Here is a 20416-nt window from a genome sequence, read left to right on the forward strand (position 1 = left end):
CAGTCGCCGAATCGGGAGGTGCCGCCGTGAGCCGGCCACGGGTCGTAGTCATGGGCAGCGCCAACATGGATCTGGTGGTAACCACCGGCATCCTGCCGAAGCCGGGCGAGACCGTCTTCGGCACCGACTTCGTGATGGTGGCCGGGGGCAAGGGCGCCAACCAGGCGATCGCGGCCACCCGGGCCGGCGCCGACGGGGCACTGCTCGGCGCGATCGGCTCCGACTCGTTCGGAGTGACGCTCAAGGCCCGGATCTCGGCCGCCGGGGTGGACACCGAACGGATCCGGGTGGTCTACGGCGCCTCCGGGGTGGCGGTCGTCACCGTGGACGCCGAGGGCGAGAACACGATTGTGGTCACCCCGGCCGCCAACTCGGCGTTCGTCGGGCTGACCGAGAGCGAACTGACCGCCGTACGCGAGGCGGACGTGCTCGTCGCACAGTTGGAGATCCCGGTCGGCACGGTGACCGAGGCTGCCCGGGCTGCCCGGTCCGCCGGTACCCGGGTGCTGCTGAACGCCGCGCCCGCCCAGCCGGTACCCGTCGAGTTGCTGGACGCCGTCGACCTGCTGGTGGTCAACGAGGCGGAGGCGCGGGCGATCACCGGGTGCGGCCGGGAGAATCCGGCGGCGCTGCTGGACGTGGTGCCCCGGGCGGTAATGACGCTGGGCCGGCACGGCGCCTGGTACGGCGACCGCGAGGGCGCCGACGTGCACGTACCCGCGGTCAAGGTGGACCTGGTCGACTCCACCGGCGCCGGCGACGCCTTCACCGGCGCGCTGGCGGTGGCTTGGGGCGAGGGGCGGGAGCCGGTCGACGCGGTCCGCTGGGCGAGCGCGGCCGGTGCCGCCTGCGCCCGCCGGCTCGGTGCCTCGGTCGCCCTGCCGCTACGCGCCGAGATCGACGCCCTGTACGTCCCCGCGAGTTGATCTGGTGTACGTCCTCACGGGTTGATCGGAGGGCGCACGATGGAGGCATGGTGCGATTCGTCCTCAACCTGCTCTGGCTGATCTTCGGTAGCGGCATCGCGCTCGCCATCGGGTACGGCATCGCGGCCCTGATCTGCTTCGTGCTGGTCGTGACCATCCCGTTCGGAGTCGCCGCGCTGCGCCTGGCGTACTACTCGCTCTGGCCGTTCGGCCGGACCCTGGTGGCGAAGCCCGGCGCCGGGCTCGGCTCGGGGCTGGCCAACGTGCTCTGGATGGTGCTGGCCGGCTGGTGGCTGGCGCTGGCGCACATCGTCGCCGGGATCGGCCTCTGCCTCACGATCATCGGCATCCCGTTCGGCATCGCCAACTTCAAGCTGGTCCCGGCGGCGTTCTGGCCGCTCGGCCGCGAGGTGATGGAGGTCGACGACCTCCGGCGCCCGGGGGTGTCCGCCGCCCCGACGAGCTGAGCATCCCGCTTGGCCGAGGGGGACGACGCCCCAAGATGGTCGTCGGCGTCGGCGTCGGCGTCGGCGTCGGCGTCGGTCGGATCGGGTCGGGTCGGTCGGGTCGGGTCGGTCGGGTCGGTCGGGTCGGTCGGGTCGGTCGGGTCGGTCGGGTCAACAGGTGTCGGTGTCGGTGAGCGTCTGACGGCTGCGGTGCAGGAAGTCCTGCTCGACCGCGTTGGCGGTGAGCGCGGCGGCGGTGTCGTAGGCGGCGGCGGCCTCGGCGGTGCGGCCCAGCCGGCGCAGCAGGTCGGCCCGGACGGCGTGGAACACGTGGTAGCTGCCGAGGTCCAGATCGTCGACCAGGGCCAGCGCCTCGGCCGGCCCGGCCACCTCGGCGAGCGCGACCGCGCGGTTCAGCGCCACGACCGGGCTCGGGGCGAGCGCCAGCAGGTGATCGTAGAGCTGGAGGATCTGCGCCCAGTCCGTCTCGTCGGCCGTCGCCGCATCGGCGTGCACCGCGTTGATCGCCGCCTGGATCTGGTACGGCCCCGGCCGGTCGCGGCGCAGACAGCGCCGGACCAGCGCCTGCCCCTCGGCCACGAGGTGGCGGTCCCAGCGGCTACGGTCCTGCTCGGCCAGGCGTACCAGCCCGCCGTCCGGGCCGGTACGGCTCGGGCGGCGCGCCTCGACCAGGAGCATCAGGGCGAGCAGCCCCAGCACCTCCGGTTCGTCCGGCATGAGTTCGGCGAGCAGCCGGGCGAGCCGGATCGCCTCGACCGCGAGGTCCGGCCGGTCGAGCCGCTCGCCGGAGCTGGCGGTGTACCCCTCGTTGAACACCAGGTACAGCACGGCGAGTACGGCCTGGAGCCGGTCCGGCAGGTCGGCCTCGGCCGGTACCCGGTACGGGATGCGGGCGGCCCGGATCTTGCCTTTGGCGCGTACCAGGCGTTGTGCCATGGTCGGCTCGGGAACCAGGAAGGCGTGCGCGATCTGCGCGGTGCTCAGTCCACCCAACAGGCGCAGGGTCAGCGCGACCCGGGCGGCCGGGGCGAGCGCCGGATGGCAGCAGGTGAAGATCAGGCGTAGCCGCTCGTCCCGCACGGGACCCTCCTCGTCCGGCCCGCTTCCGGCGTACGGCGCCGATTCGTCGGGGGTGTGCAACAGGGCGGCCTGGGCGTGCCGGTCCGCCCGGGTGGATTCGCGGCGCAGCTGGTCGATCGCCCGGTTCCGCGCGGTGGTGATGATCCAGCCGGCCGGGCTCGGCGGTGTGCCCTCGACCGGCCACCGCCGGACCGCGGTGGCGAACGCGTCCTGCACCGCGTCCTCGGCGGCGTCGATGTCGCCGAGGACGCGGATCAGGACGGCGACCGCCCGGCCGTACTCGGCGCGGAACGCCCGCTCGACGTCGGCGACTGTCGCTGGCTTCCGTCCGGTTCGGGAGTCCGGGCAGGGCGCCTGGTCAGATCCGGCGCTTCGCTCCGGGTGAGGTGCCTGGGCCGCCGGGTGGGGCGGCTCAGGCACGGGGCGGATCTATGTCGGCCTCGTCGGCCAGTGGCCGTACCTCAATCGGCAGCAACCCGATCGCCCGGGCCAGCTTGCCGCCCCACTCCAGCGCGGCGTCGAGGTCGGGGGCCCGGATCACGGTGAAGCCGCCGAGGTGCTCCTTGCCCTCGGTGTACGGCCCGTCGGTCAGCAGGAAGTCGCCGTCACGGGGTCGGAGTACCGTCGCGGTGCTCGCCGGGTGCAGTCCGGCGGAGAAGACCCACGCTCCGGCGGCTTTCATCTCCTGGTTCAGGGCCGCCAGGTTCTCCATGATCGGGTCCAGGATCTCCGGGCCCGGAGGCTCGCCGTCGCCCTGGTAGATGCTGAGCAGGTACTGCTGCATGGCTCGCGACCTCCTCCTCACGCCGCCGGCACTGTGCCGGCGACCCCTCCACCTCTACACGAACGGCGGTCGGCCGGATCGACAACCCCGGCGGAGGTACCGCCGGGGACTTCCGCCGGCCCGAACGGCAGTGGCCCGGGTCGCCACCGCCTTGACCGTGATCATCGTCGGCGTCCGGGCGGGTGGCCGCAGCCCACCGTCGTACTCCTGGAGGGGTTGCCGGGGGCGCCGCGCGAGCTGCCCGAGGCGGCCTCGGTCGACGGCGCCGGCCGGATCCAGACGCCGGTGGACCTGGGATGAAGCCGAGGTGAAGCAGCCTGGTGCGACTGTGGCGGCGGTCAACTGACCACCAAACACCAGAAAGGAAAACCGATCATGTCGAAGGTTCGGGGGCGGCATCCGATCAGGTTGGCTCGCACCATTCCCGTTCTGCTGGCGTTGGTCGTCGCGGCGGTGACGATGTCCGCCTCGCCGAGCAGCGCGGCCCTGACTATGTCCGCCTCGCCGAGCAGCGCGGCGGCCGAGCGGGAGTGTCAGATCGTGCTCGGTGCCGCCCCGGCGCCAGGCGTGGCCTCTCCGGTGCTGTCCCGGGAATGCGCCACGGCGGGGAACCGGTTGGTCGCGCCCGCGGCCGACACGCTGCTGATGGTCTGGTACGAGAACTTCAACTACGGCGGCGCCTCCACCAGGGTGTACGGCTCCGGCGGGCCCTGCGACACAGGAGGCTACGGCATCGGCTACGTCGGCGATGACTGGAACGACAGGATCAGCTCGTACAAGGTGTTCAACAACTGCAACTACTCGTCGACCTTCAGCCACGCGGAGTGGGGTGGAATCTGTTTCGAGGGGTACGGCACCGTTCCGTCGAGGGCGCCTGTCACCAGTTCGCTCTGGGTCTCCAGCGGTAAGTTCGCCTGGGATCTGTGTGACTGAGAGCGAGCCGTCGCACTCTGGACGGGGTTCGTCGTCAGGATGATGGCTTCACCACGCTCGCTGCCGCCGGGCGGTTGGACGAGCCGCCGAACTCCGGCGGTCTCGACCAGCCGCCCGGCGGGGGGCGTTCCGGGCTCTCCTGTTCGATCACGCGCTGGGTCGCTCGGTCGATCTGCCCGAACCGCAGCTGGTCGGAGCTGCGCAGCAGTTTCGCCTCCTCACCCTGGTACCGCACCCACAGCTCCTGCGCCCGCCCGCAGAGTGCCTCGGCCGCCGGCGCGAACTGCCCTCCGCCCGCATGGGCCGAACCGGGCCGCCGTCGCAGGTGAGCAGGGACGAAACGCGGCGGTAACGTGTCTTGACGGCTCGGGGGGACCGGAGCAGACTCCCCGAAACGTTTGGCGACGTCTGCAGGGTCCGCGCCGACCGGGCGGCTGGCTCGGGGTGGGGGAGCATGACGGACGGTTCCGAAGCGGTCCGGGTGGTGGTGGTCGGCAGCGCCAATCTCGACCTGGTGGTGTCGACGCCGACACTGCCCCGGCCCGGCGAGACGGTGCTCGGCGACGCGCTGCGGACCATACCCGGCGGCAAGGGCGCGAACCAGGCAGTGGCGGCCGCCCGGGCGGGGGCAAGGTGCGTCTTCGTCGGCGCGGTCGGCCAGGACGGCTTCGCCGACCAGTTGCGGAGCAGCCTGGCGGAGGCGGGCGTCGACCTGCGGCGGCTGCGTACCATCCCGGGCTCCTCGGGGGTTGCGCTGATCGCGGTGGACGCCGACGCCGAGAACCTCATCGTGGTGGCACCGGGTGCGAATGCCGAGCTGACCAGTCTCGACGCGGACGACCGGGCGGCGGTGGCAGCGGCGGACGTACTGCTGTGTCAGCTGGAGGTGCCGCTGCGGGCCGTGACCCAGGCCGCCCAATGGGGCCGGAGCACCGGTACCACGGTGGTGTTGAACGCCGCGCCGGCCCGGCAGCTGCCGACGGAGCTGCTCGACACGGTCGACCTGCTGGTGGTCAACCAGGTCGAGGCGGCCATGGTGGCCGGCCTCGCCACCGAGACCGGGCTGGATGTCCTGCTGGATGCCCTGCTGCACCTGGTCCCCCGGGTGGTGTTGACCCTGGGTGCCCGGGGCGCCAGCTACGCCGACCGGTCCGGCCTGCGGCTGGTGGTCGACGCGCCGACGATCGAGGCGGTGGACACCACCGCCGCCGGGGACGCCTTCACCGCCGCCCTCGCGGTGGCCTGGGCACAGCGGCGCGGACCGGTCGAGCCGGCGGCGGTGACGGCGGCGCTCCGCTGGGCCTGCGCGGCGGGTGGCGCCTGTGCGCGGCGGCCCGGCGCCTCCACCGCGCTGCCCAGCCGGGACGAGATCGACGCCCTCTGTGCGGAGAGCTATCCCCAGTCGGCATGACCGCCCGATGCCGGGCGGTCATCGGATCAAATTGCGGTGTGCTGCCCACATCCGGTCAGGGTCGACGCCGGCTTTCTCGAGCTGGGCGTCGAGGATGAAATGGGTGTCCGAGACGAGCTGCGGCCTCCGGCTGAACTCGGTGTAGAGGTCGACGGCCTTCTGACGCCCGCCGGCCTGCTCTGCCGCGTGGTAGAACGCCGCCGACAGTTCGTAGTTGAACGAGGTACGGGTGTCGTCGGCGGAGAAGAACCGGGGATTCTGTGGCAACGGCACGTCCTGGTCGCCGGTCATCGGCCTGTAGCGGGACCAGTTCCGCCTGACCAGGCTCATTCCGGCCCTGGTCTCGGCCGCGCCGCCGGCCATGTTCTCCACCCACTCGGCGAATCCCTCCACGGCCCAGATCGGTGCGTTCAGCCGTTCGGCGTCATCGCCGTAATAGAAGTTCCGCAGCAGATGCGGTCCGACCGCGTGGGCCATCTCGTGCACCATCAGGGTGTAGGCGCGGTGATCGTCGTCGACGGTCGACATCCTGAGCATGATCCGACAGCCGGCGAGCGATTCCTTGTAGGGGATGATCAGCTTCCGCATCCCGCCCGAGTCGGCGATGTCGGGGCAGTTCACGTAGCCGGCATGGTCGGTGTCGGGCTCCTCGCTCGCGTACGCGAACCATCGGTCGAACTCACGATCATCCGCCAGGAAGACGGCGAAGCCCTTCGGCGCGGGCCGGCTCCCCCACAGCTTGCGGACGAAGGTGCTGGCCCGGACGGCGGTGTCGAGGTACTTCGCCGGGTCCCACCTGCCGTTCTGTGAGGCGAGGACGACGACCTCGCCGCGTCGGGCCGCCCGTAGCGGCTCGGTGTCCCAGGGCGCGTCACGGACGCTCGGGCCGTCCTTTCGCGAGTCGGAGAGCGTCTTGAGGCTCGGCGCGATGACATCGGTGATCCGTACCGCCTCGACGCTGACGGCGATCTGGTAGGTGTAGGCCGCGAAGTGGGGTTGGACGTCGGACTCGAACTGCATGAGAGTGCTGACCGCCAGCCGCCTGTTGACCGGTGGCGCTGCGGTGCTGCTCGGCAGTGACTCAAGACCGAAACCAGCCGCGACACCGGAACTAATCATGTCGAACCTCGTCGGCCGAAGGTGTCGGAGGTTGCGGAACCGCATCCGTTCGCGTTCCCGAACCGCAGTACGCCGTGGATCCACGTCCGCGAGCCAGCTCTCTTCGTCGCCTCGTTGCATGGCTGCGGAACGGCGGGCGAGCAACTCCTCGATCTGGCGGTTCATTCGGTCGAACGGTGAGACGTAGGACGGCGCAGGGTCCGACCCGTCGGCCGTCGGTCGCTGCCTGTCGTTCCGGAGCACCACGATCACTGTCCCTGCCAGCATCAGGACCACGGCGAGGACGCCCGCGCCGATGCCCGCCCACGCCCGGCGTGACAGTCGGCGCTTCGGCGGTGGCGGTGGCGGGTACGACACCGTCGCCCGGCCGGGGCGGATCGGGTGCACCTGTGGTGGCGGTGGTGCAGTCGGCGGCGGGACTGCCGCATTCGGGCCGTACCAGGGCGGCTGTCTGGGGTCGGCGGACTGTCCCGCTTGGTGGTCGTGCACTTGTTCCCCCACGATTTCTACATGATCCGTGATCAGGCGATTACTCGACGCGCGCCAGCATAGGGGAGTGTCGATGGCCGGTGGGGGTGCCTGTGGATAACCTGATGCGGCACGATGACGTCCCGGTCGGTTCTGGCCACTCAAACGACCTGGGCGGCTGGTCGGCGCCGCCAGCGGTGTGAATGCGACGATCGGCAATGCGTACCCCGCCGCGAGCCGCAAGACCGCCACCTGCGAGGGAGGAGTCGGCACCGGGAACGCTCAGTCAATGGGACGATAACAATGAAGATGGTAGCCATAGACGTACCCACGTTCAATCTCCGATTGGTCTGGTTGTTGGCATGGTCTGCGATGTCTGTAGTGGGGTAATGCTGGACGGTGCTGAGTTCGGTGAAACGGAAGAGGGCTGGGGTATTTGGTGGGTCTGTGAGTCCTGTTTGGCGTCTCAAATCGTAGCTGCGGGAGTGGCGCCCGCGCGTCCCAGTTACATGCCCCTCAGCCGGCGATGGTCTGCTGTGGTAGAGAAGCGATCTTTGATCTCACATGCATTGATGTTCCGTGGCTTCACGGTCTGTCGTTTGCAAACCGATCAAATGAGCGGCGAGGGATTCAGTTGGAGCCCAGATGGCCCTAGCTCCTGTAGTCGATGTCGCGAGGTGGCGGTCCTGGCAGATCAGATGTGGCCGTCGGGCAGCCGAGGACGGCCCTGACTGAGCTGATCCCGTGTCTTGAACGCGGGAAGGAGTTGGTGTAGCTGCATGCTCGCAACGCGGAAGAGTTTGGCGCGGGCTCTGGTCGAGGCTTTGCCTCGTTTCTCAGTTGCTATCTGTGGCTGCCCGGGTATGCCACTCAATACCCATCAGGCCCAATATCCTGGTGGTACTTCTATAGAACCGATCGGCCCGAACTCCTCGATGAAGCCCGATTGATTCAGTGACGATCCGGATCCCGAATCCCGATATAAACGGCTACCTATATTTAATAGTTGTGCAAGTTGTGGACACGTACTGATTGACCGGACGCAATGATTTGGGTTTGATTCTGTGACCGATCAGACGCCCGTCGGCGGGTTGCCGCGCCGCTCGAGTCTGCGACGGGCAACCTTGCTGGCGGCTTTCTTGGCAATCTGGGAGGGTGATTAGAGCGGGTGGCCATCCCGACTTCCAAGGCGATGACGCGACACCACGGAGTTGCTGAAGTGGTTGGTGTCAGGATACGGCGGGTGATCCCGAAAGATCGGTGGACTTGGAGGCGGCGACGTGCCGGGTGCTTTTGAAAGATATTCCGAGTTGCTCGGAGATGCGCGAGTTTCCATAAGGCGAAGGGCATGCGTGGGCGCCTGGTCACGGCCGATGCTAGATATGCAACCGGTAGTCTCCGTATTGCATGGAATGGGGCACAGGGACGGCAAGTTGACCATTCGGGAATGGTGGCGATTCTGTGCTGAGGGAGAGCGGGTCCACGAGGACTTCGATGAGGCCTGGGCGAAATTCATTCGAGAGTTTACAGGCGACAACCGGCTTGAAGTCGATGAGGAGCTATGTGTTGCAGCAGATTCTGCCGCAAACCCGTCTCCTTCAATTGGTGGCCAGATTTCCGGACGAAGAGCGGTTGATCGATTGGTAGGCGCAGGTGCCCGGCGTCGGTCCAGGCGAGGGTGACATGGTATATGGATCGAGAGGCGACAAAGAGCAAACTTGTAGAAGATTGGATCATAAACAGATCCTGCCGGAGCCGAAGGCTACTGTGGACAGTGAGAACCTACGAAACTGCCTGCCTTCGGCTCAAGCGGAAGTTTCGATCGTGGTCGTATCAAGTTGCACAACGACGGCTTAAGTTGCGCAGCGATCTGATTTTCGAATTCGGCGAAAACTGTGTATGTTGCGTTCCTGGATGTAATAGCGATGCAGGTCAGGCGGACACTACGAAAGGCTTGAGGTCGCGGCGGCGGTCAACGTTGCCGGGATCGATCGGTTTGCCGACATACCAGAGAGGCGCAATCACCGCTACATGCGTCTCTGTCTCGGGGATGGTGTGCACCAAGGTTTCGTAGTATGTGCTGCATTTGACGTCCGTACCGAAGTGCCGGAGCCGTAGGGGCCGGAGCCGTAGAGGGAAAGTGGGTCGATTGGGCGTCTGCAGTCGGCCGGCGGGCTATGTGCAGGCAGGTTGGCTCGCTACTCAAGAAGCACATGGCATCCGGTACTCCGAGCCGTACCATCACCACCTCAAGGAGAAGGGCTGGACCCCTTGGGAACTGTGTATTTCGTTATCAGATGTCCGGACTCGGACTTTTCAACTTTCCGCCTGTTACGGTGATGTGCTGATGACATTCGACTGGGATCGGCTCCCTACGATGGGCGGTAACGGCGCCCATCTGCCGACACTGATCGACGCACTGGACGACGATGATCGATTGGTGAGGAACCGAGCCTATCGTAATCTTATGCATGACGTTCTATGGAACGGCAATCTACTTCCAGCAACTCCCGCTGTGGTGGGCGCGCTCATCGAGCGTCTCCAAAATGGTGCGTGTGCACATCCTGAGGCTGCCCTGGCGCTCCTTGAGGCGTCCCTGTACGCGCAGTCTGTCGTCGGTGCGGCCGAGGTGAGTTGGCGCGGTGAGCGGGAAGCGGTGATTCCGTTGGTGCGGAGGTTGGTGGAGGGCGAGGTTGACCTGTACGCCCGAATCGCCGCGGAGGCGCCGGCTTGGCCCGCCCGCAAGGCAGCCATCTCGCTTCTTGGGAGCTTCCAAGTCGATCAGCGCCCTGCCCGGTTGGTTCTCGATCGTATGCTCGCGGCTGCCAGCGAGCCTCTCGTAGCTCGCGAGATCGAGGCGGCAATCGTGAACCTTGACGATATTGTTGCCGGGGCAGAGGATCCGGAGCCTGAAGGTTTCCCAGTGGACGTTGATCCGGATCTCCTGGCTAGTCGGCTTGAGGAACGGCGCGCCATGATCAATGCCCTGGTGGGCAGAAGTGCGTCCGACGTCAGGGCGGGGAGGAAGAGGAACTGGCTGCTCAATCTCTTCCGGCGGTCGTCACGGCACCTCGGGTGAGCAGTCGGAGGCCCAGCTCTCTTCGTCGGATCCAGAAAGACGTTTACTCCTCTGGTCCGTGTTGCTCGATGGCGCGCTGGATCGCCCGGTAGATCTGTCCGAACCGCAACGCATCCGAACTGCTGAGCAGCAGAGCCTCTTCACCCCGGTACTGCACCCACAACTCCTGCACCTTCGCGCCGCGCTCGTACGAGCGGTCGAGCCAGTACAGCGGCACCTCCAGAAACGGGAACAGCGCCAGCCCTCCGACGACGAAGACCGCCAGCACGATCGCCGCCAGCTTCCACTCGCCCCGGTCCTGGGCCGAGTACGCCAGCGACAGCACACACACCATCACCACCAGTGGCGGGATCGACAGCAGGAAGATGAGTATGCCCCGACCGGCGATCCGCCCCCGGGTCACCGCCGTACCCCGTCCTCTGGCGTGCCAGACGTACGACACCTCGGCGACCGGCACGGTGCGCCCGTTCACGTGGATCGTCTCGGAGGTTACCCGTACCGTGTCGTCCCGGTAATAGAGCGTCACCGTTCCAGCAAACCGCGACGACCCACGGAAGCGCCACCGATCGACACGGTCGGATCCGGATCAGCCCTTGTTGGCGCCCAGGGTCAGCCCGGCGACGAACTGCCGTTGCAGCACGAAGAAGACGATAAGCGTCGGCAGCGCTACCAGGATCGAACCGGCCGCCAGCAGGTTGTAGTCGGTGAAGTAGACCGACCGCAGGTTGTTCAGTGCGCTGGTCACCGGCAGCTTGTCGCCGGTGGACATCAGCACCACCGCCCAGAGGAAGTCGTTGTAGATCCAGGCGAACTCCAGGGTGCCGAGCGCGCCGAGCGCCGGCCGGACCAGCGGCAGCACCACCTGCCAGTACTGCCGCCACACCCCGGCGCCGTCCACCGTCGCCGCCTCGATCAGCTCGCGCGGGATGGTGTCCATGTAGTTGCTCAGCACGAAGACGCAGAACCCGGTCTGGAATGCCACATGGATCGCGATGATCCCCCAGTACGAGTCGTAGACCAGCTCCGACGGCCAGCTCATCCACCACGGCAGCGGCAGTTTGGTGTACATCAGGTAGAGCGGGGTCAGCACCACCTGCTGTGGCAGCAGGTTGCCGGCGGTGAAGAGGATCAGCAGCAGGCGCCCGCCGGGCAGCCGGCGCCGCGAGATCAGGAACGCCACGAACGAGGCGAAGAAGAGCGTCAACAGCACCGCCGGTACGGCCACCAGCAGCGTGTTCAGGAAGTGCCGGGGCAGGTTGCCGCCCTGCCACGCCTGCACGTAGTAGTCGAAGTTCAGCGTCTTCGGCAGCGAGAAGTACCCCTCGGCAGCCGTCTCGGCGTACGGCCGCAGCGAGGCGTAGAGCGGCAGCAGCAGCGGTACCAGCCAACCCAGCGCCATCGCCCAGAGGAAGACCCGGATCACCACCCGCCACGGGCTCACCGGCGGTCGGTTCCGCCTGCCGACAGCCGTCGTACTCCGGTCGACGCTCATGCCTGGTCCTCCTCCCGCCGGAAGACCTGCACCAGATAGACCGCGATGAAGCCGGTGGAGATGAGCAGCAGGATCACCGCGATCGCCGACCCGTACCCGATCCGGCTGGCCTCCCCGACGATGTTGTCGGTGACCAGCACCGAGAGCAGTTCCAGGCCGTTACGCCCCCGGTTGATCGCGTAGACGATGTCGAACGCGCGCAGCGCCTCGATGACGGTGATCACCAGCACGATCACGTTGACCGGGCGGAGCGTCGGAAAGACCACCCGGAAGAAGGTCTGCGGCTCGTTCGCCCCGTCGATCGCCGCCGCCTCCTTCAGCGCCGGGTCGACGGCCTTCAGCCCGGCCAGGTAGAGCAGCATGACGTAGCCGACGTGCCGCCAGCCGACCAGCAGCAGCACCGACCAGAGGTTTATCGACGGGTCGCCGAGCCAGTCGACCGGGTTGTCGGTCCGGCCCAGGATCGCGTTCGCCGCACCGTAGTCGCGGGAGAAGATGAGCTGGGCGATGAAGCCGACCACCGCCAGCGAGAGCACCACCGGCAGATAGAAGGCGGTCTGGTAGAAGCGGGTGAACCGCATCTCCCGGTCCAGCAGCACCGCCAGGAAGAGCCCGAACGGGGTGGCGACCAGGCCGAGGAAGGCGAGCCAGAGCAGGTTGTGCCAGACCGCCGGCCAGAACGGCGGATAGTTGCTGACGATGTTGACGTAGTTGTCCAGCCCGACCGGCCGGATCTCGCCGAGCCCGTCCCACGAGGTGAACGACAGCCCGATCGAGGCGAGCGCCGGCCCCCAGATCAGCGCCAGGTCGAGCAGCAGCGGCACGCCGAGAAGCAGCCCGATCACCGCGATGTCGCGCGGCGTGAACCGGCCGATCCGGCGCCGCCCGGGCCGGGCCGGCTTTCCGGGTACGCCCGCAGCCCGCCCAGTCTCGACCGGCGGTGCCGTCGGAGTCGGAGTCACCGGCGACCGCCGTTCAGGAGGTGAAGATGGTCTTCTTCTGCGACTCGATCCGCCTACACAGCCCGTCCACGTCGTCCGGCCTGTTCAGGAAGCTCTGCAGGGAGGGGATCATCACGGTGGAGGCGAAGTCCGGCCGGGTGTCCCGGTCGAGGAATTGGGAGATCTGCTTCGCCCCGCCGACCAGCTCGACCGCCTTGCGCTGCAACGCGCTGTAGCCGCTGGTGTCGGCGCCGTTGTGCGTGGCGACGTTGTTCGGGTCCGACTTCAGGTACGCGTTCTGCGCCTTGGCGCTGGCCAGATAGCGGAGCAGTTCCTTCGCCCCGTCGACGTTCTTCACCTTGCTGGAGATCATGAACCCGTCGATCGGTGCCTCGACCGCGTCCTGCCCGTGCGCCTCGACGATCTGCGGGAACGGGAAGAAGTCCAGGTCGTCCGCGATCTCGCCCTGGAACTGCTGGCCGACGAACATGCCGAGCAGGTACATCCCGGTCTGCTTCTGCCCCAGCGACTGTGCCGCCTCCTGCCAGGTCCGCCCGTTCGCCCCCGGCTGGCAGTGCGGCAACAACTCCCGCCACAGCGTGAAGACCTGCTTGACCCGAGCGTCCTCCCAGGACTCCTTGCCGGCCATCAGGCTGACGTGGAAGTCGTACCCGTTGGCGCGCATGTTGATGTAGTCGAAGGTGCCCATCGCGGGCCAGCCGTCCTTGTCGGCCATGGCGATCGGGACCATCCCGTCCGAGTGCATCTGCACAGCCAGCGCCTTGAGGTCGTCCCAGGTCTTCGGGACCTGATAGCCCTTCTCCTGGAAGACGCTCTTCCGGTAGAACATCGCCCACGGGTAGTAGTAGAACGGCACGAAGTACTGCTTGCCGTCGGTACCCGTGGAAGCCTGCTTCATCGCGGCCGAGAAGTCGCCGCCGATCGACTGCCAGATGTCGGAGATGTCGGTGGCCAGTCCCTGCGCGGCAAAGTACTGCATCCGGAAGCCGGAGAACCAGGTGAAGACGTCGTCCGGAGTCGCCTGGAGGTAGCGGGTGATGTTCTCCTGGAAGGTGTTGTGGTCGACGGTGTTGATCTTCACGTCGAGCCCTGAGCCGGCCAGCACCTCGGCAATCGCCTTCTTCGGTACCTCGTCGGAGTAGTTCGAGCCGAAGGTCACCGTCCCGCCGCCGCTGCCGCCCTCGGTCGGCTTCTCACAGCCGGCCAGCCCTACCGGCAGGGCCAGCGCGCCGGCCGCGTAGGCGGCACCGCCGAGCAGGCGACGCCGGTCGAGCCTGCCGGGCCAGGAACGGGAGGTGGCGGGCGGAACGGACGGGCCGGACGGGAAAGTCGCCATCGTGTCTCCTCGCGCCGCTGCCGGTGGGGTCGACCACCGATTCGCAGCAGCCGATCCGCGCACGAAACCTGCTGGCAACAGTAGGAGGGTTGGCGGAAGAGGGTCAAGAACTTAGATCAATTGATGCCCGATCGACCGGGGGTGCACCACGGCCGCGGCGAGGCTATCCGGCGAGGACGTCGTCGATGGTGGTGGCGTTGCCGGCGAGGCGGAGCCAGGTGTCGAGCTGGGCCAGGTCGGTGCAGCCGAGGATCTGCTCGCGTGCCTCGTCGGGAACGGTCACGCCTCGTGCGTCGAGCACGGTCAGGATCGCTCGTGCCTCGCCCCGCGCCTCGCCTCGGGCCTCGCCCTGCTTCTCGTATCGGGCGGCAAGCTCACGCAACAACTCGCTGCGGAGTTCGTAGTCCGCGGTGGTGGTCATGAAGGCCTCCCAACGGGTCCGGGCTGCCGCCGGCAGTCCGGCCAGTACGACGTCATAGTACAAGGTCGCGGTCTTCGGGCCGACCGCGCGAAGCGCCGCCATCAGCGCCGGGAAGGTGGCCTCCACCTGGGCGTCGTGGCCGTGACAGATGGCCGAGAGGACGGCCAGCGCCGGGTTGGTCCGGGCGAGCTCCACGTCCACTACCAGCGGCACGTCGTTCGGTGTGAAGATGAACGGTCGAAGCGACAGGCTCAACCCGTCGAACTCGAACATCCCCCGATAGCGGCGGGCGGTCCGCAGGTCCGGGCAGTAGACCAGCAGTGCCGCCTCGACGTCCAGCTCGGCCTCGAGTTGGGCGACGTAGAGCTTCCAGGTGCGTCGCTTCGAGCCGTCGAAGCGGCGTTGGATCTCCAGTACGGCCGCGAGCAGTGGCCGGTCGGCCGGATCGCAGAACAGCAGCATGCCGTCCGCGTGGTATGTGCGCGGGACCAGCACCCGTACGTCGGTGGCGTGTGGACGGGCGTGGTGGTAGTCGGGGACCTTCACGTTGAACACGTGCGTCAGCAGCCAGGCGACCAGGCTCGGATCGAGCTTGGCCAGGGCCACCGGGGACTCGTGCTCGGCACTCGGCATGGCGGGCACCCTACGAGAGGGGTACGACACCCGGTGTGATCCCGTCGGTCAGCGGTTGCGGCCGGGCTTGACGGTCGCGGCCTGCTCGACGGCGCGTTCCAGGGCCCGGTAGACCTGGCCGAACCGCAGCGCGTCACCGGTGCTGAGCAGTCGGACCGGCACCCCGCGCCACTGTGCCCAGATCTCCAGCCGGTGCGCGCCCCTGGCATAGCTGCGGTCGACGTGCTCCAGCAGATAGTCGGCGACCGGTGCGGCGGCCAGCCCGACGAGGATCGAGGCGCCGACGATCGCGATGGTGGCGGTGAGCGAGGTGTGCAGGCGTACCGCGATCAGGATGCCGAGGGCGGCGGCGACCAGCGGGCCGGCGAGCCCGGCCAGCAGCGCGCCCCGGCCGGCGAGGGTGCCCCAGGAGCGGGCGCCCCGGACGTGCCAGACCCGGGCGACCTCGGCCAGCGGATAGGCCCGACCGTCGACGCGGATCGCCTCCGAGGTGATCCGTATCGTGCGGTCGTCGTAGTACGTGGTCATCGCCGTTCCACTCGGTGAGTCCGACGTGTTCAGCCTATCCCCATCGGTACCCCGCCGCTGCCGCCCCGAATCCACACCGACCTGCCGGGGCTGGCCGAACGCCCGTTAGGGTGAGCCTCGCGACTTCGACGTGGAGGTGGGCTGTGGGCGACTTGGTCCGGGTGGACATCAACGAGGGCATCGGCACGATCCGGCTGGACCGCCCGCCGATGAACGCGCTGAACACACAGGTGCAGGAGGAGTTGCGCGCCGCCGCCACCGCGGTCTCCGCCGATCCGGACGTCCGCGCGGTCATCGTGTACGGCGGGGAGAAGGTCTTCGCGGCCGGCGCGGACATCAAGGAGATGGCCGACATGTCGTACGTCGACATGGCGGAGCGGGCCGCCGACCTCTCCAGCGCGCTCGGTGCGCTGGCCCGGATCCCGAAGCCGGTGGTCGCGGCGATCACCGGGTACGCCCTCGGTGGCGGCTGCGAACTCGCGCTGGCCTGTGACTGGCGGGTGGTCGCCGAGGACGCGAAGCTCGGTCAGCCGGAGATCAAGCTCGGCATCATCCCCGGTGCGGGCGGCACCCAGCGGCTGGCTCGGCTGGTCGGCCCGGCCCGGGCCAAGGACCTGATCATGTCCGGCCGGATGGTCGACGCCACCGAGGCGCTCCGGATCGGTCTCGCCGACCGGGTGGCCCCGGCCGATCGGGTCTACGCCGAGGCGGTGGCGCTGGTCCGGCCGTATCTGAACGGCCCGGCCCAGGCGCTGCGGGCGGCGAAGCAGGCGGTGGACGGCGGGCTGGAGATGGATCTCGCCTCCGGGCTCGCCTGGGAGAGCCAGCTCTTCGCCGCGCTCTTCGCCACCGACGACCGCCGGGAGGGGATGGCCGCCTTCGTCGAGAAGCGCCGCCCCGACTTCACCGGCCGGTGACCCGGAACCCGTCCCGACAGGCCGGCGGCGGATAGGCGAGTGTCTCTCACGTTCTTTCCGACCGACCGGTAACCTCGCAGGAACCCGGCGGCACGGGCGGCGGCCACGGCGGACGACAGGAGCGGCGATGACGGAACGGATCGAGGGACACGGCGGCGACCTGGCCCTGGCGGCACTGCGGGCGTACGGCGTGCGGGAGATGTTCACTCTCTCCGGCGGCCACGTCTTCCCGCTGTACGATGCGGCGCACCGTACCGACTTTCCGATCTACGACGTCCGGCACGAGCAGTCCGCCGTCTTCGCCGCCGAGGCGGTCGCCAAGTTGCAGCGTCGGCCGGGGCTGGCCGTACTGACCGCCGGTCCCGGGGTCACCAACGGGATCTCCGGGCTGACCAGTGCCTTTTTCAACGCCTCCCCGGTGCTGGTGCTCGGCGGCCGGGCGCCGGCCTTCCGCTGGGGTTCGGGCAGCCTCCAGGAGATCGACCACGTCCCGCTGGTCGCCCCGGTGACCAAGCACGCCGGCACGGTCTGGTCGACCGACGACGTACCGGGGGCGGTCGCCGATGCACTGACCACGGCGCTGACCCCGCACCGGGGCCCGGTCTTCCTGGACCTGCCACTGGAGGTGATCTTCTCCACCGGTGACGTGACGGCACCGGACGGACCGGCGATCCCGCCCGTCGAGCCGGACCCGGAGGAGGTGGCGAAGGCCGCCCGGATGATCGCCGAGGCGGAGCGGCCGGTGATCGTCGCCGGTTCCGACGTCTACGCGGGGGACGCCGTCGAGGCGTTGCGGGCCGCCGCCGAGGCGCTCCGGGTGCCCGTCTTCACCAACGGGATGGGCCGGGGCGCGCTGCCACCCGGCCACCCGCTCAGCTTCGCCAAGGCCCGCCGGGCCGCGCTCGGCGGCGCCGACCTGGTCGTCGTGGTCGGCACCCCGCTGGACTTCCGGCTCGGCTTCGGTGACTTCGGTGACGCCAAGGTCGTGCACGTGGTCGACGCGCCGAGCCAGCGGGCCGGACACGTCGAGCCGGCCGTCAGCCCGGCCGGCGACCTGCGGCTGATCCTGACCGCCTTCGCCGAGTACTCCGGTGACCGGGCCGACCACCAGTCGTGGATCGAGGGGCTGCGTACCGCCGAGGAGGCGGCGCGGGCCAGGGACGAGGCGGCGATGGCGGCCGAGACCGACCCGATCAAGCCGGCCCGGGTCTACGGCGAGCTGCGTCGGGTACTCGCTCCGGACGCGGTCACCATCGGCGACGGCGGCGACTTCGTCTCGTACGCCGGGCGCTACCTGGAGCCCGCCCAGCCCGGCACCTGGCTCGACCCCGGCCCGTACGGCTGCCTCGGCACCGGCATGGGCTACGCGATGGGCGCCAGGGTCAGCTACCCGGACCGGCAGATCTGTGTACTCATGGGCGACGGTGCGGCCGGCTTCTCGTTGATGGACGTCGAGTCGCTGGTCCGGCAGAAGCTGCCCGTGGTGATCGTGGTCGGCAACAACGGCATCTGGGGCCTGGAGAAGCACCCGATGCGCGGCATGTACGGCTACGACGTCGCCGCCGACCTCCAGCCCGAGCTGCGCTACGACCACGTGGTGACCGCGCTCGGCGGTGCGGGTGAGACGGTGGCGAAGGCTGCCGACCTGGGACCGGCGCTGGAGCGGGCCTTCGAGGCGAACGTGCCGTACCTGGTGAACGTGCTGACCGACCCGGCCGACGCCTACCCGCGCTCGTCCAACCTCGCCTGACCCCGGACGCCTGATCCCGGCCGTGCGCCGGTCCAGTCCGCGCGGGTCCTGGCCGTGCGCCGGTCCAGTCCGCGCGGGTCCTGGCCGTGCGCCGGTCCAGTCCGCGCGGGTCCTGGCCGACCCGGACGCGCGGCGTTCCGGCCGGTCAGCGGGACCGGTCGGCGGGGTCGCTCCACCACTCGGCCGGGCCGATCGGCGGAGCTCGGAACTCGGTCTCGTCCGCCGGCTCGACCAGCTGCGCCGGCCGGTACGCCGGGTCGAGCCGCCCCGTCGCGTCGAGATTCTGCGTCGGGTCGAGAATCTGAGTGTCGAGCTGGTGCGTCGGGTCGTGATCCTGTGCCGGGTCGAGGTGCCTGCCCGGAGCGGGAACGCCGAGCCCGGCGACCACTGTCAGGTCGGTGACCCGCAGCGGCGGCTCCGCCTCCGCCCTGCCCGATCCGCCGGTCCACCAGGCCCGGTGCGCGTCCCGTTCGCCGGGGCCGGCCGGCTCGGGGCGGCGGGCCGCGAGCAACGGCAGCAGCAGCACCCCGAGGACGAACGGCGCGGCCATGTAGCGGGCGGCCTGCGCGTTGTTGACGACCAGTACCGATACCTGGTTGCCGAGGCTCAGCGTGGCCAGGGCCAGCAGTGCCCGGTCCCGGCGCCGCCAGGCCATCAGCCCGACCGTCAGGTACGCCAGGTAGGCCCAGGTGGCGCCGCGCCACAGCAGCCACTCGGGCTGGCCGACCCGGCTGGCGAGCACGTCCGCCGCGTCGCTGACCGGCTCGCCGAGCGGCCGGCTGTACGCCACGGCCAGCACCTCCGCCCGCTGGAACCGCGGGTCCCGTTCCAGGTAGATCGGCAGTGCCCAGGCGGTCGGATTGGCCCGCAACCCGCCCGCCGGAGTGGGCCGCCACGCGATCGACCCCCGGCAGATCCTCGCGGCGAGCACCGTCTCCGGTGACCGGCGTACCAGCCGCCACCACGCCGACAGCAGTTCGTCGTGGTGCGCCGCGGCGGCCCGGCGGTCGAAGTCGGGGTGGTAGACCGTGGAGTCGACGGTGTAGCAGTCCGCCGACTGGCGCCAGTGGGTCAACGGCGCCACCTTCGTCAACAGGGCCAGATCGGCGGCGGGGAAGTCGGCCGGCTGCTCGGCGTACCCGATGGCGAGGTCGGCGAGGAAGGCCTCGTAGGCCACGATGGACTCGCTGTCGCGTACCCCGAGGGCGGGCAGCAGGGCCCAGTTCGTCAGCAGCGCGACCGTGGCGGCCACCACCCCGGCGAGCAGTACCCGCAGCGCCATCCCGCGCAGCAGCAGTGCCAGCAGCACGGTGACGATCGCCGCCACCACGAAGCCGTTCTGCCGGAACAGGCAGCTCAGGGTCAGCTCGGCGGCGAGGGCGCAGAGCAGGCCCCGGGACGCCCGCGCTCCTGCGCCGGTGGTTTCCGTTCGGCGTGCGAGGAGCAACCGGGCGATCGTGCCGAGCAGGAAGACGTGGCAGACGACGTACGGCACGTCCTTCCAGACGCAGACCGCGAAGGTGCCGACCGGAGGCAGCGCGACCACCACCACGGCGGCGGTGCCCCAGGCCCAGGCCGGGCCGCCGATCCGGCGCAGCCCGGTGACCGCGTACGCCAGCCCGGCGGCCAGGGCGGTGGTCTGCAACAGGGTGAGCGCGCCGATTCCGCCGGTCAGCCGTACCGACAACCAGACCAGGCCGGTGTAGCTGACCGGGTGGTGGGTGTTCCAGTTGCCGGTGGTGGCCTGCCAGACGTGGTCGAGCGAGTCCGGGCTGAACAGGCCGGGATAGCGGGCGGCCCACCAGAACAGCAGTACCGCCTGGGCCAGCCCGAAGGTCAGTACGCCGAGCCTGGTCGGCCGGTCGCCGAGCCACCCCGGCCGGCGGTCGTCGGGCTCCGGCGAGCCGTCCGCCGGCCATGCCGGCCCGGTCACCACCCCGTGTGCCATCCCTGTCGTCCTTCGCCCCGGGCGCGACCGCGCCGACCAGCGGTGCGAGGGGTGGTGGCACCGATCTGGGCAATGCTAAGGCCGTTACCGGTCGCAGGTCTTCGGAACGGCCGAGTCCGTCGGCTGCCCCGGTAGCGAGGCGGCGCGGCGACCGGACGGGGC

General features: G+C 69.2%; 18 protein-coding genes. 7 read left to right on the forward strand and 11 right to left on the reverse strand.

The window, feature by feature from the left end:
- The first annotated feature begins 26 nt into the window (after positions 1 to 26).
- Together CLT71_RS30535 and CLT71_RS30540 are read left to right on the forward strand one after the other, a co-directional pair.
- Positions 27 to 926: a ribokinase gene (locus CLT71_RS30535; protein ID WP_101370136.1), complete on the forward strand. Its 900-nt coding sequence runs from the start codon at positions 27 to 29 to the stop codon at positions 924 to 926.
- A gap of 47 nt (positions 927 to 973) precedes the next feature.
- A complete protein-coding gene (locus CLT71_RS30540) occupies positions 974 to 1393 on the forward strand; it encodes a YccF domain-containing protein (RefSeq protein ID WP_101370137.1) in 420 nt (139 codons plus the stop codon).
- 150 nt (positions 1394 to 1543) lie between these two features.
- Here CLT71_RS30540 and CLT71_RS30545 read toward each other — a convergent pair whose 3' ends face one another.
- Both CLT71_RS30545 and CLT71_RS30550 read right to left on the reverse strand, forming a co-directional pair.
- Positions 1544 to 2893: an RNA polymerase sigma factor gene (locus CLT71_RS30545; protein ID WP_101370138.1), complete on the reverse strand. Its 1350-nt coding sequence runs from the start codon at positions 2891 to 2893 to the stop codon at positions 1544 to 1546.
- The gene (locus CLT71_RS30550; RefSeq protein ID WP_101370139.1) at positions 2886 to 3257 is read right to left on the reverse strand and encodes a YciI family protein; all 372 of its coding nucleotides are present in this window, start codon (positions 3255 to 3257) and stop codon (positions 2886 to 2888) included. Before CLT71_RS30550 ends, CLT71_RS30545 begins: the two co-directional genes overlap by 8 nt.
- Before the next feature lie 375 nt (positions 3258 to 3632).
- Between CLT71_RS30550 and CLT71_RS30560 the strand changes: the two genes are divergently transcribed.
- A complete protein-coding gene (locus CLT71_RS30560; RefSeq protein ID WP_143743672.1) occupies positions 3633 to 4190 on the forward strand; it encodes a hypothetical protein in 558 nt (185 codons plus the stop codon).
- 34 nt (positions 4191 to 4224) lie between these two features.
- Here the strand turns inward: CLT71_RS30560 and CLT71_RS30565 are convergent, their stop codons facing one another.
- Positions 4225 to 4425: a hypothetical protein gene (locus CLT71_RS30565; protein WP_101370141.1), complete on the reverse strand. Its 201-nt coding sequence runs from the start codon at positions 4423 to 4425 to the stop codon at positions 4225 to 4227.
- A gap of 219 nt (positions 4426 to 4644) precedes the next feature.
- On the opposite strand from CLT71_RS30565, the gene CLT71_RS30570 reads away from it, so the two are divergent.
- On the forward strand, positions 4645 to 5601 hold the full coding sequence (locus tag CLT71_RS30570) for a ribokinase (protein ID WP_101370142.1): 957 nt from the start codon (positions 4645 to 4647) through the stop codon (positions 5599 to 5601).
- Positions 5602 to 5619: 18 nt separating this feature from the next.
- Here CLT71_RS30570 and CLT71_RS30575 read toward each other — a convergent pair whose 3' ends face one another.
- On the reverse strand, positions 5620 to 6885 hold the full coding sequence (locus CLT71_RS30575; RefSeq protein WP_143743673.1) for a hypothetical protein: 1266 nt from the start codon (positions 6883 to 6885) through the stop codon (positions 5620 to 5622).
- Between the two features lie 2650 nt (positions 6886 to 9535).
- Here CLT71_RS30575 and CLT71_RS30585 point away from each other — a divergent pair.
- Positions 9536 to 10267, forward strand: coding sequence for a hypothetical protein (locus CLT71_RS30585; protein ID WP_143743674.1), 732 nt, complete (start codon positions 9536 to 9538; stop codon positions 10265 to 10267).
- Between the two features lie 43 nt (positions 10268 to 10310).
- Here CLT71_RS30585 and CLT71_RS30590 read toward each other — a convergent pair whose 3' ends face one another.
- From CLT71_RS30590 to CLT71_RS30615, 6 genes are all read right to left on the reverse strand, one after another.
- Positions 10311 to 10793, reverse strand: coding sequence for a DUF6232 family protein (locus CLT71_RS30590; RefSeq protein ID WP_101370145.1), 483 nt, complete (start codon positions 10791 to 10793; stop codon positions 10311 to 10313).
- 60 nt (positions 10794 to 10853) lie between these two features.
- On the reverse strand, positions 10854 to 11759 hold the full coding sequence (locus CLT71_RS30595) for a carbohydrate ABC transporter permease (protein ID WP_101370146.1): 906 nt from the start codon (positions 11757 to 11759) through the stop codon (positions 10854 to 10856).
- The gene (locus CLT71_RS30600; RefSeq protein WP_101370147.1) at positions 11756 to 12721 is read right to left on the reverse strand and encodes a carbohydrate ABC transporter permease; all 966 of its coding nucleotides are present in this window, start codon (positions 12719 to 12721) and stop codon (positions 11756 to 11758) included. Before CLT71_RS30600 ends, CLT71_RS30595 begins: the two co-directional genes overlap by 4 nt.
- A gap of 13 nt (positions 12722 to 12734) precedes the next feature.
- Positions 12735 to 14057 (reverse strand): ABC transporter substrate-binding protein, encoded by a 1323-nt coding sequence (locus tag CLT71_RS30605; RefSeq protein WP_101370148.1) that lies wholly within the window; start codon positions 14055 to 14057, stop codon positions 12735 to 12737.
- A 163-nt stretch (positions 14058 to 14220) separates the two neighbouring features.
- The gene (locus tag CLT71_RS30610; protein ID WP_101370149.1) at positions 14221 to 15111 is read right to left on the reverse strand and encodes a hypothetical protein; all 891 of its coding nucleotides are present in this window, start codon (positions 15109 to 15111) and stop codon (positions 14221 to 14223) included.
- Between the two features lie 48 nt (positions 15112 to 15159).
- A complete protein-coding gene (locus tag CLT71_RS30615) occupies positions 15160 to 15639 on the reverse strand; it encodes a DUF6232 family protein (protein ID WP_101370150.1) in 480 nt (159 codons plus the stop codon).
- 143 nt (positions 15640 to 15782) lie between these two features.
- Here CLT71_RS30615 and CLT71_RS30620 point away from each other — a divergent pair, with 143 nt between their 5' ends.
- Positions 15783 to 16556 carry an enoyl-CoA hydratase-related protein gene (locus tag CLT71_RS30620; RefSeq protein WP_101370151.1) on the forward strand — a complete coding sequence of 258 codons (774 nt, stop codon included), beginning with the start codon at positions 15783 to 15785 and terminating at the stop codon, positions 16554 to 16556.
- 127 nt (positions 16557 to 16683) lie between these two features.
- Positions 16684 to 18306: an acetolactate synthase gene (locus tag CLT71_RS30625; protein WP_101370152.1), complete on the forward strand. Its 1623-nt coding sequence runs from the start codon at positions 16684 to 16686 to the stop codon at positions 18304 to 18306.
- A 145-nt stretch (positions 18307 to 18451) separates the two neighbouring features.
- On the opposite strand, the gene CLT71_RS30630 is transcribed toward CLT71_RS30625, so the two are convergent.
- Positions 18452 to 20254, reverse strand: coding sequence for a hypothetical protein (locus tag CLT71_RS30630; protein WP_101370153.1), 1803 nt, complete (start codon positions 20252 to 20254; stop codon positions 18452 to 18454).
- Positions 20255 to 20416: the final 162 nt, after the last annotated feature.

Source organism: Plantactinospora sp. CNZ320 (assembly GCF_002846275.1).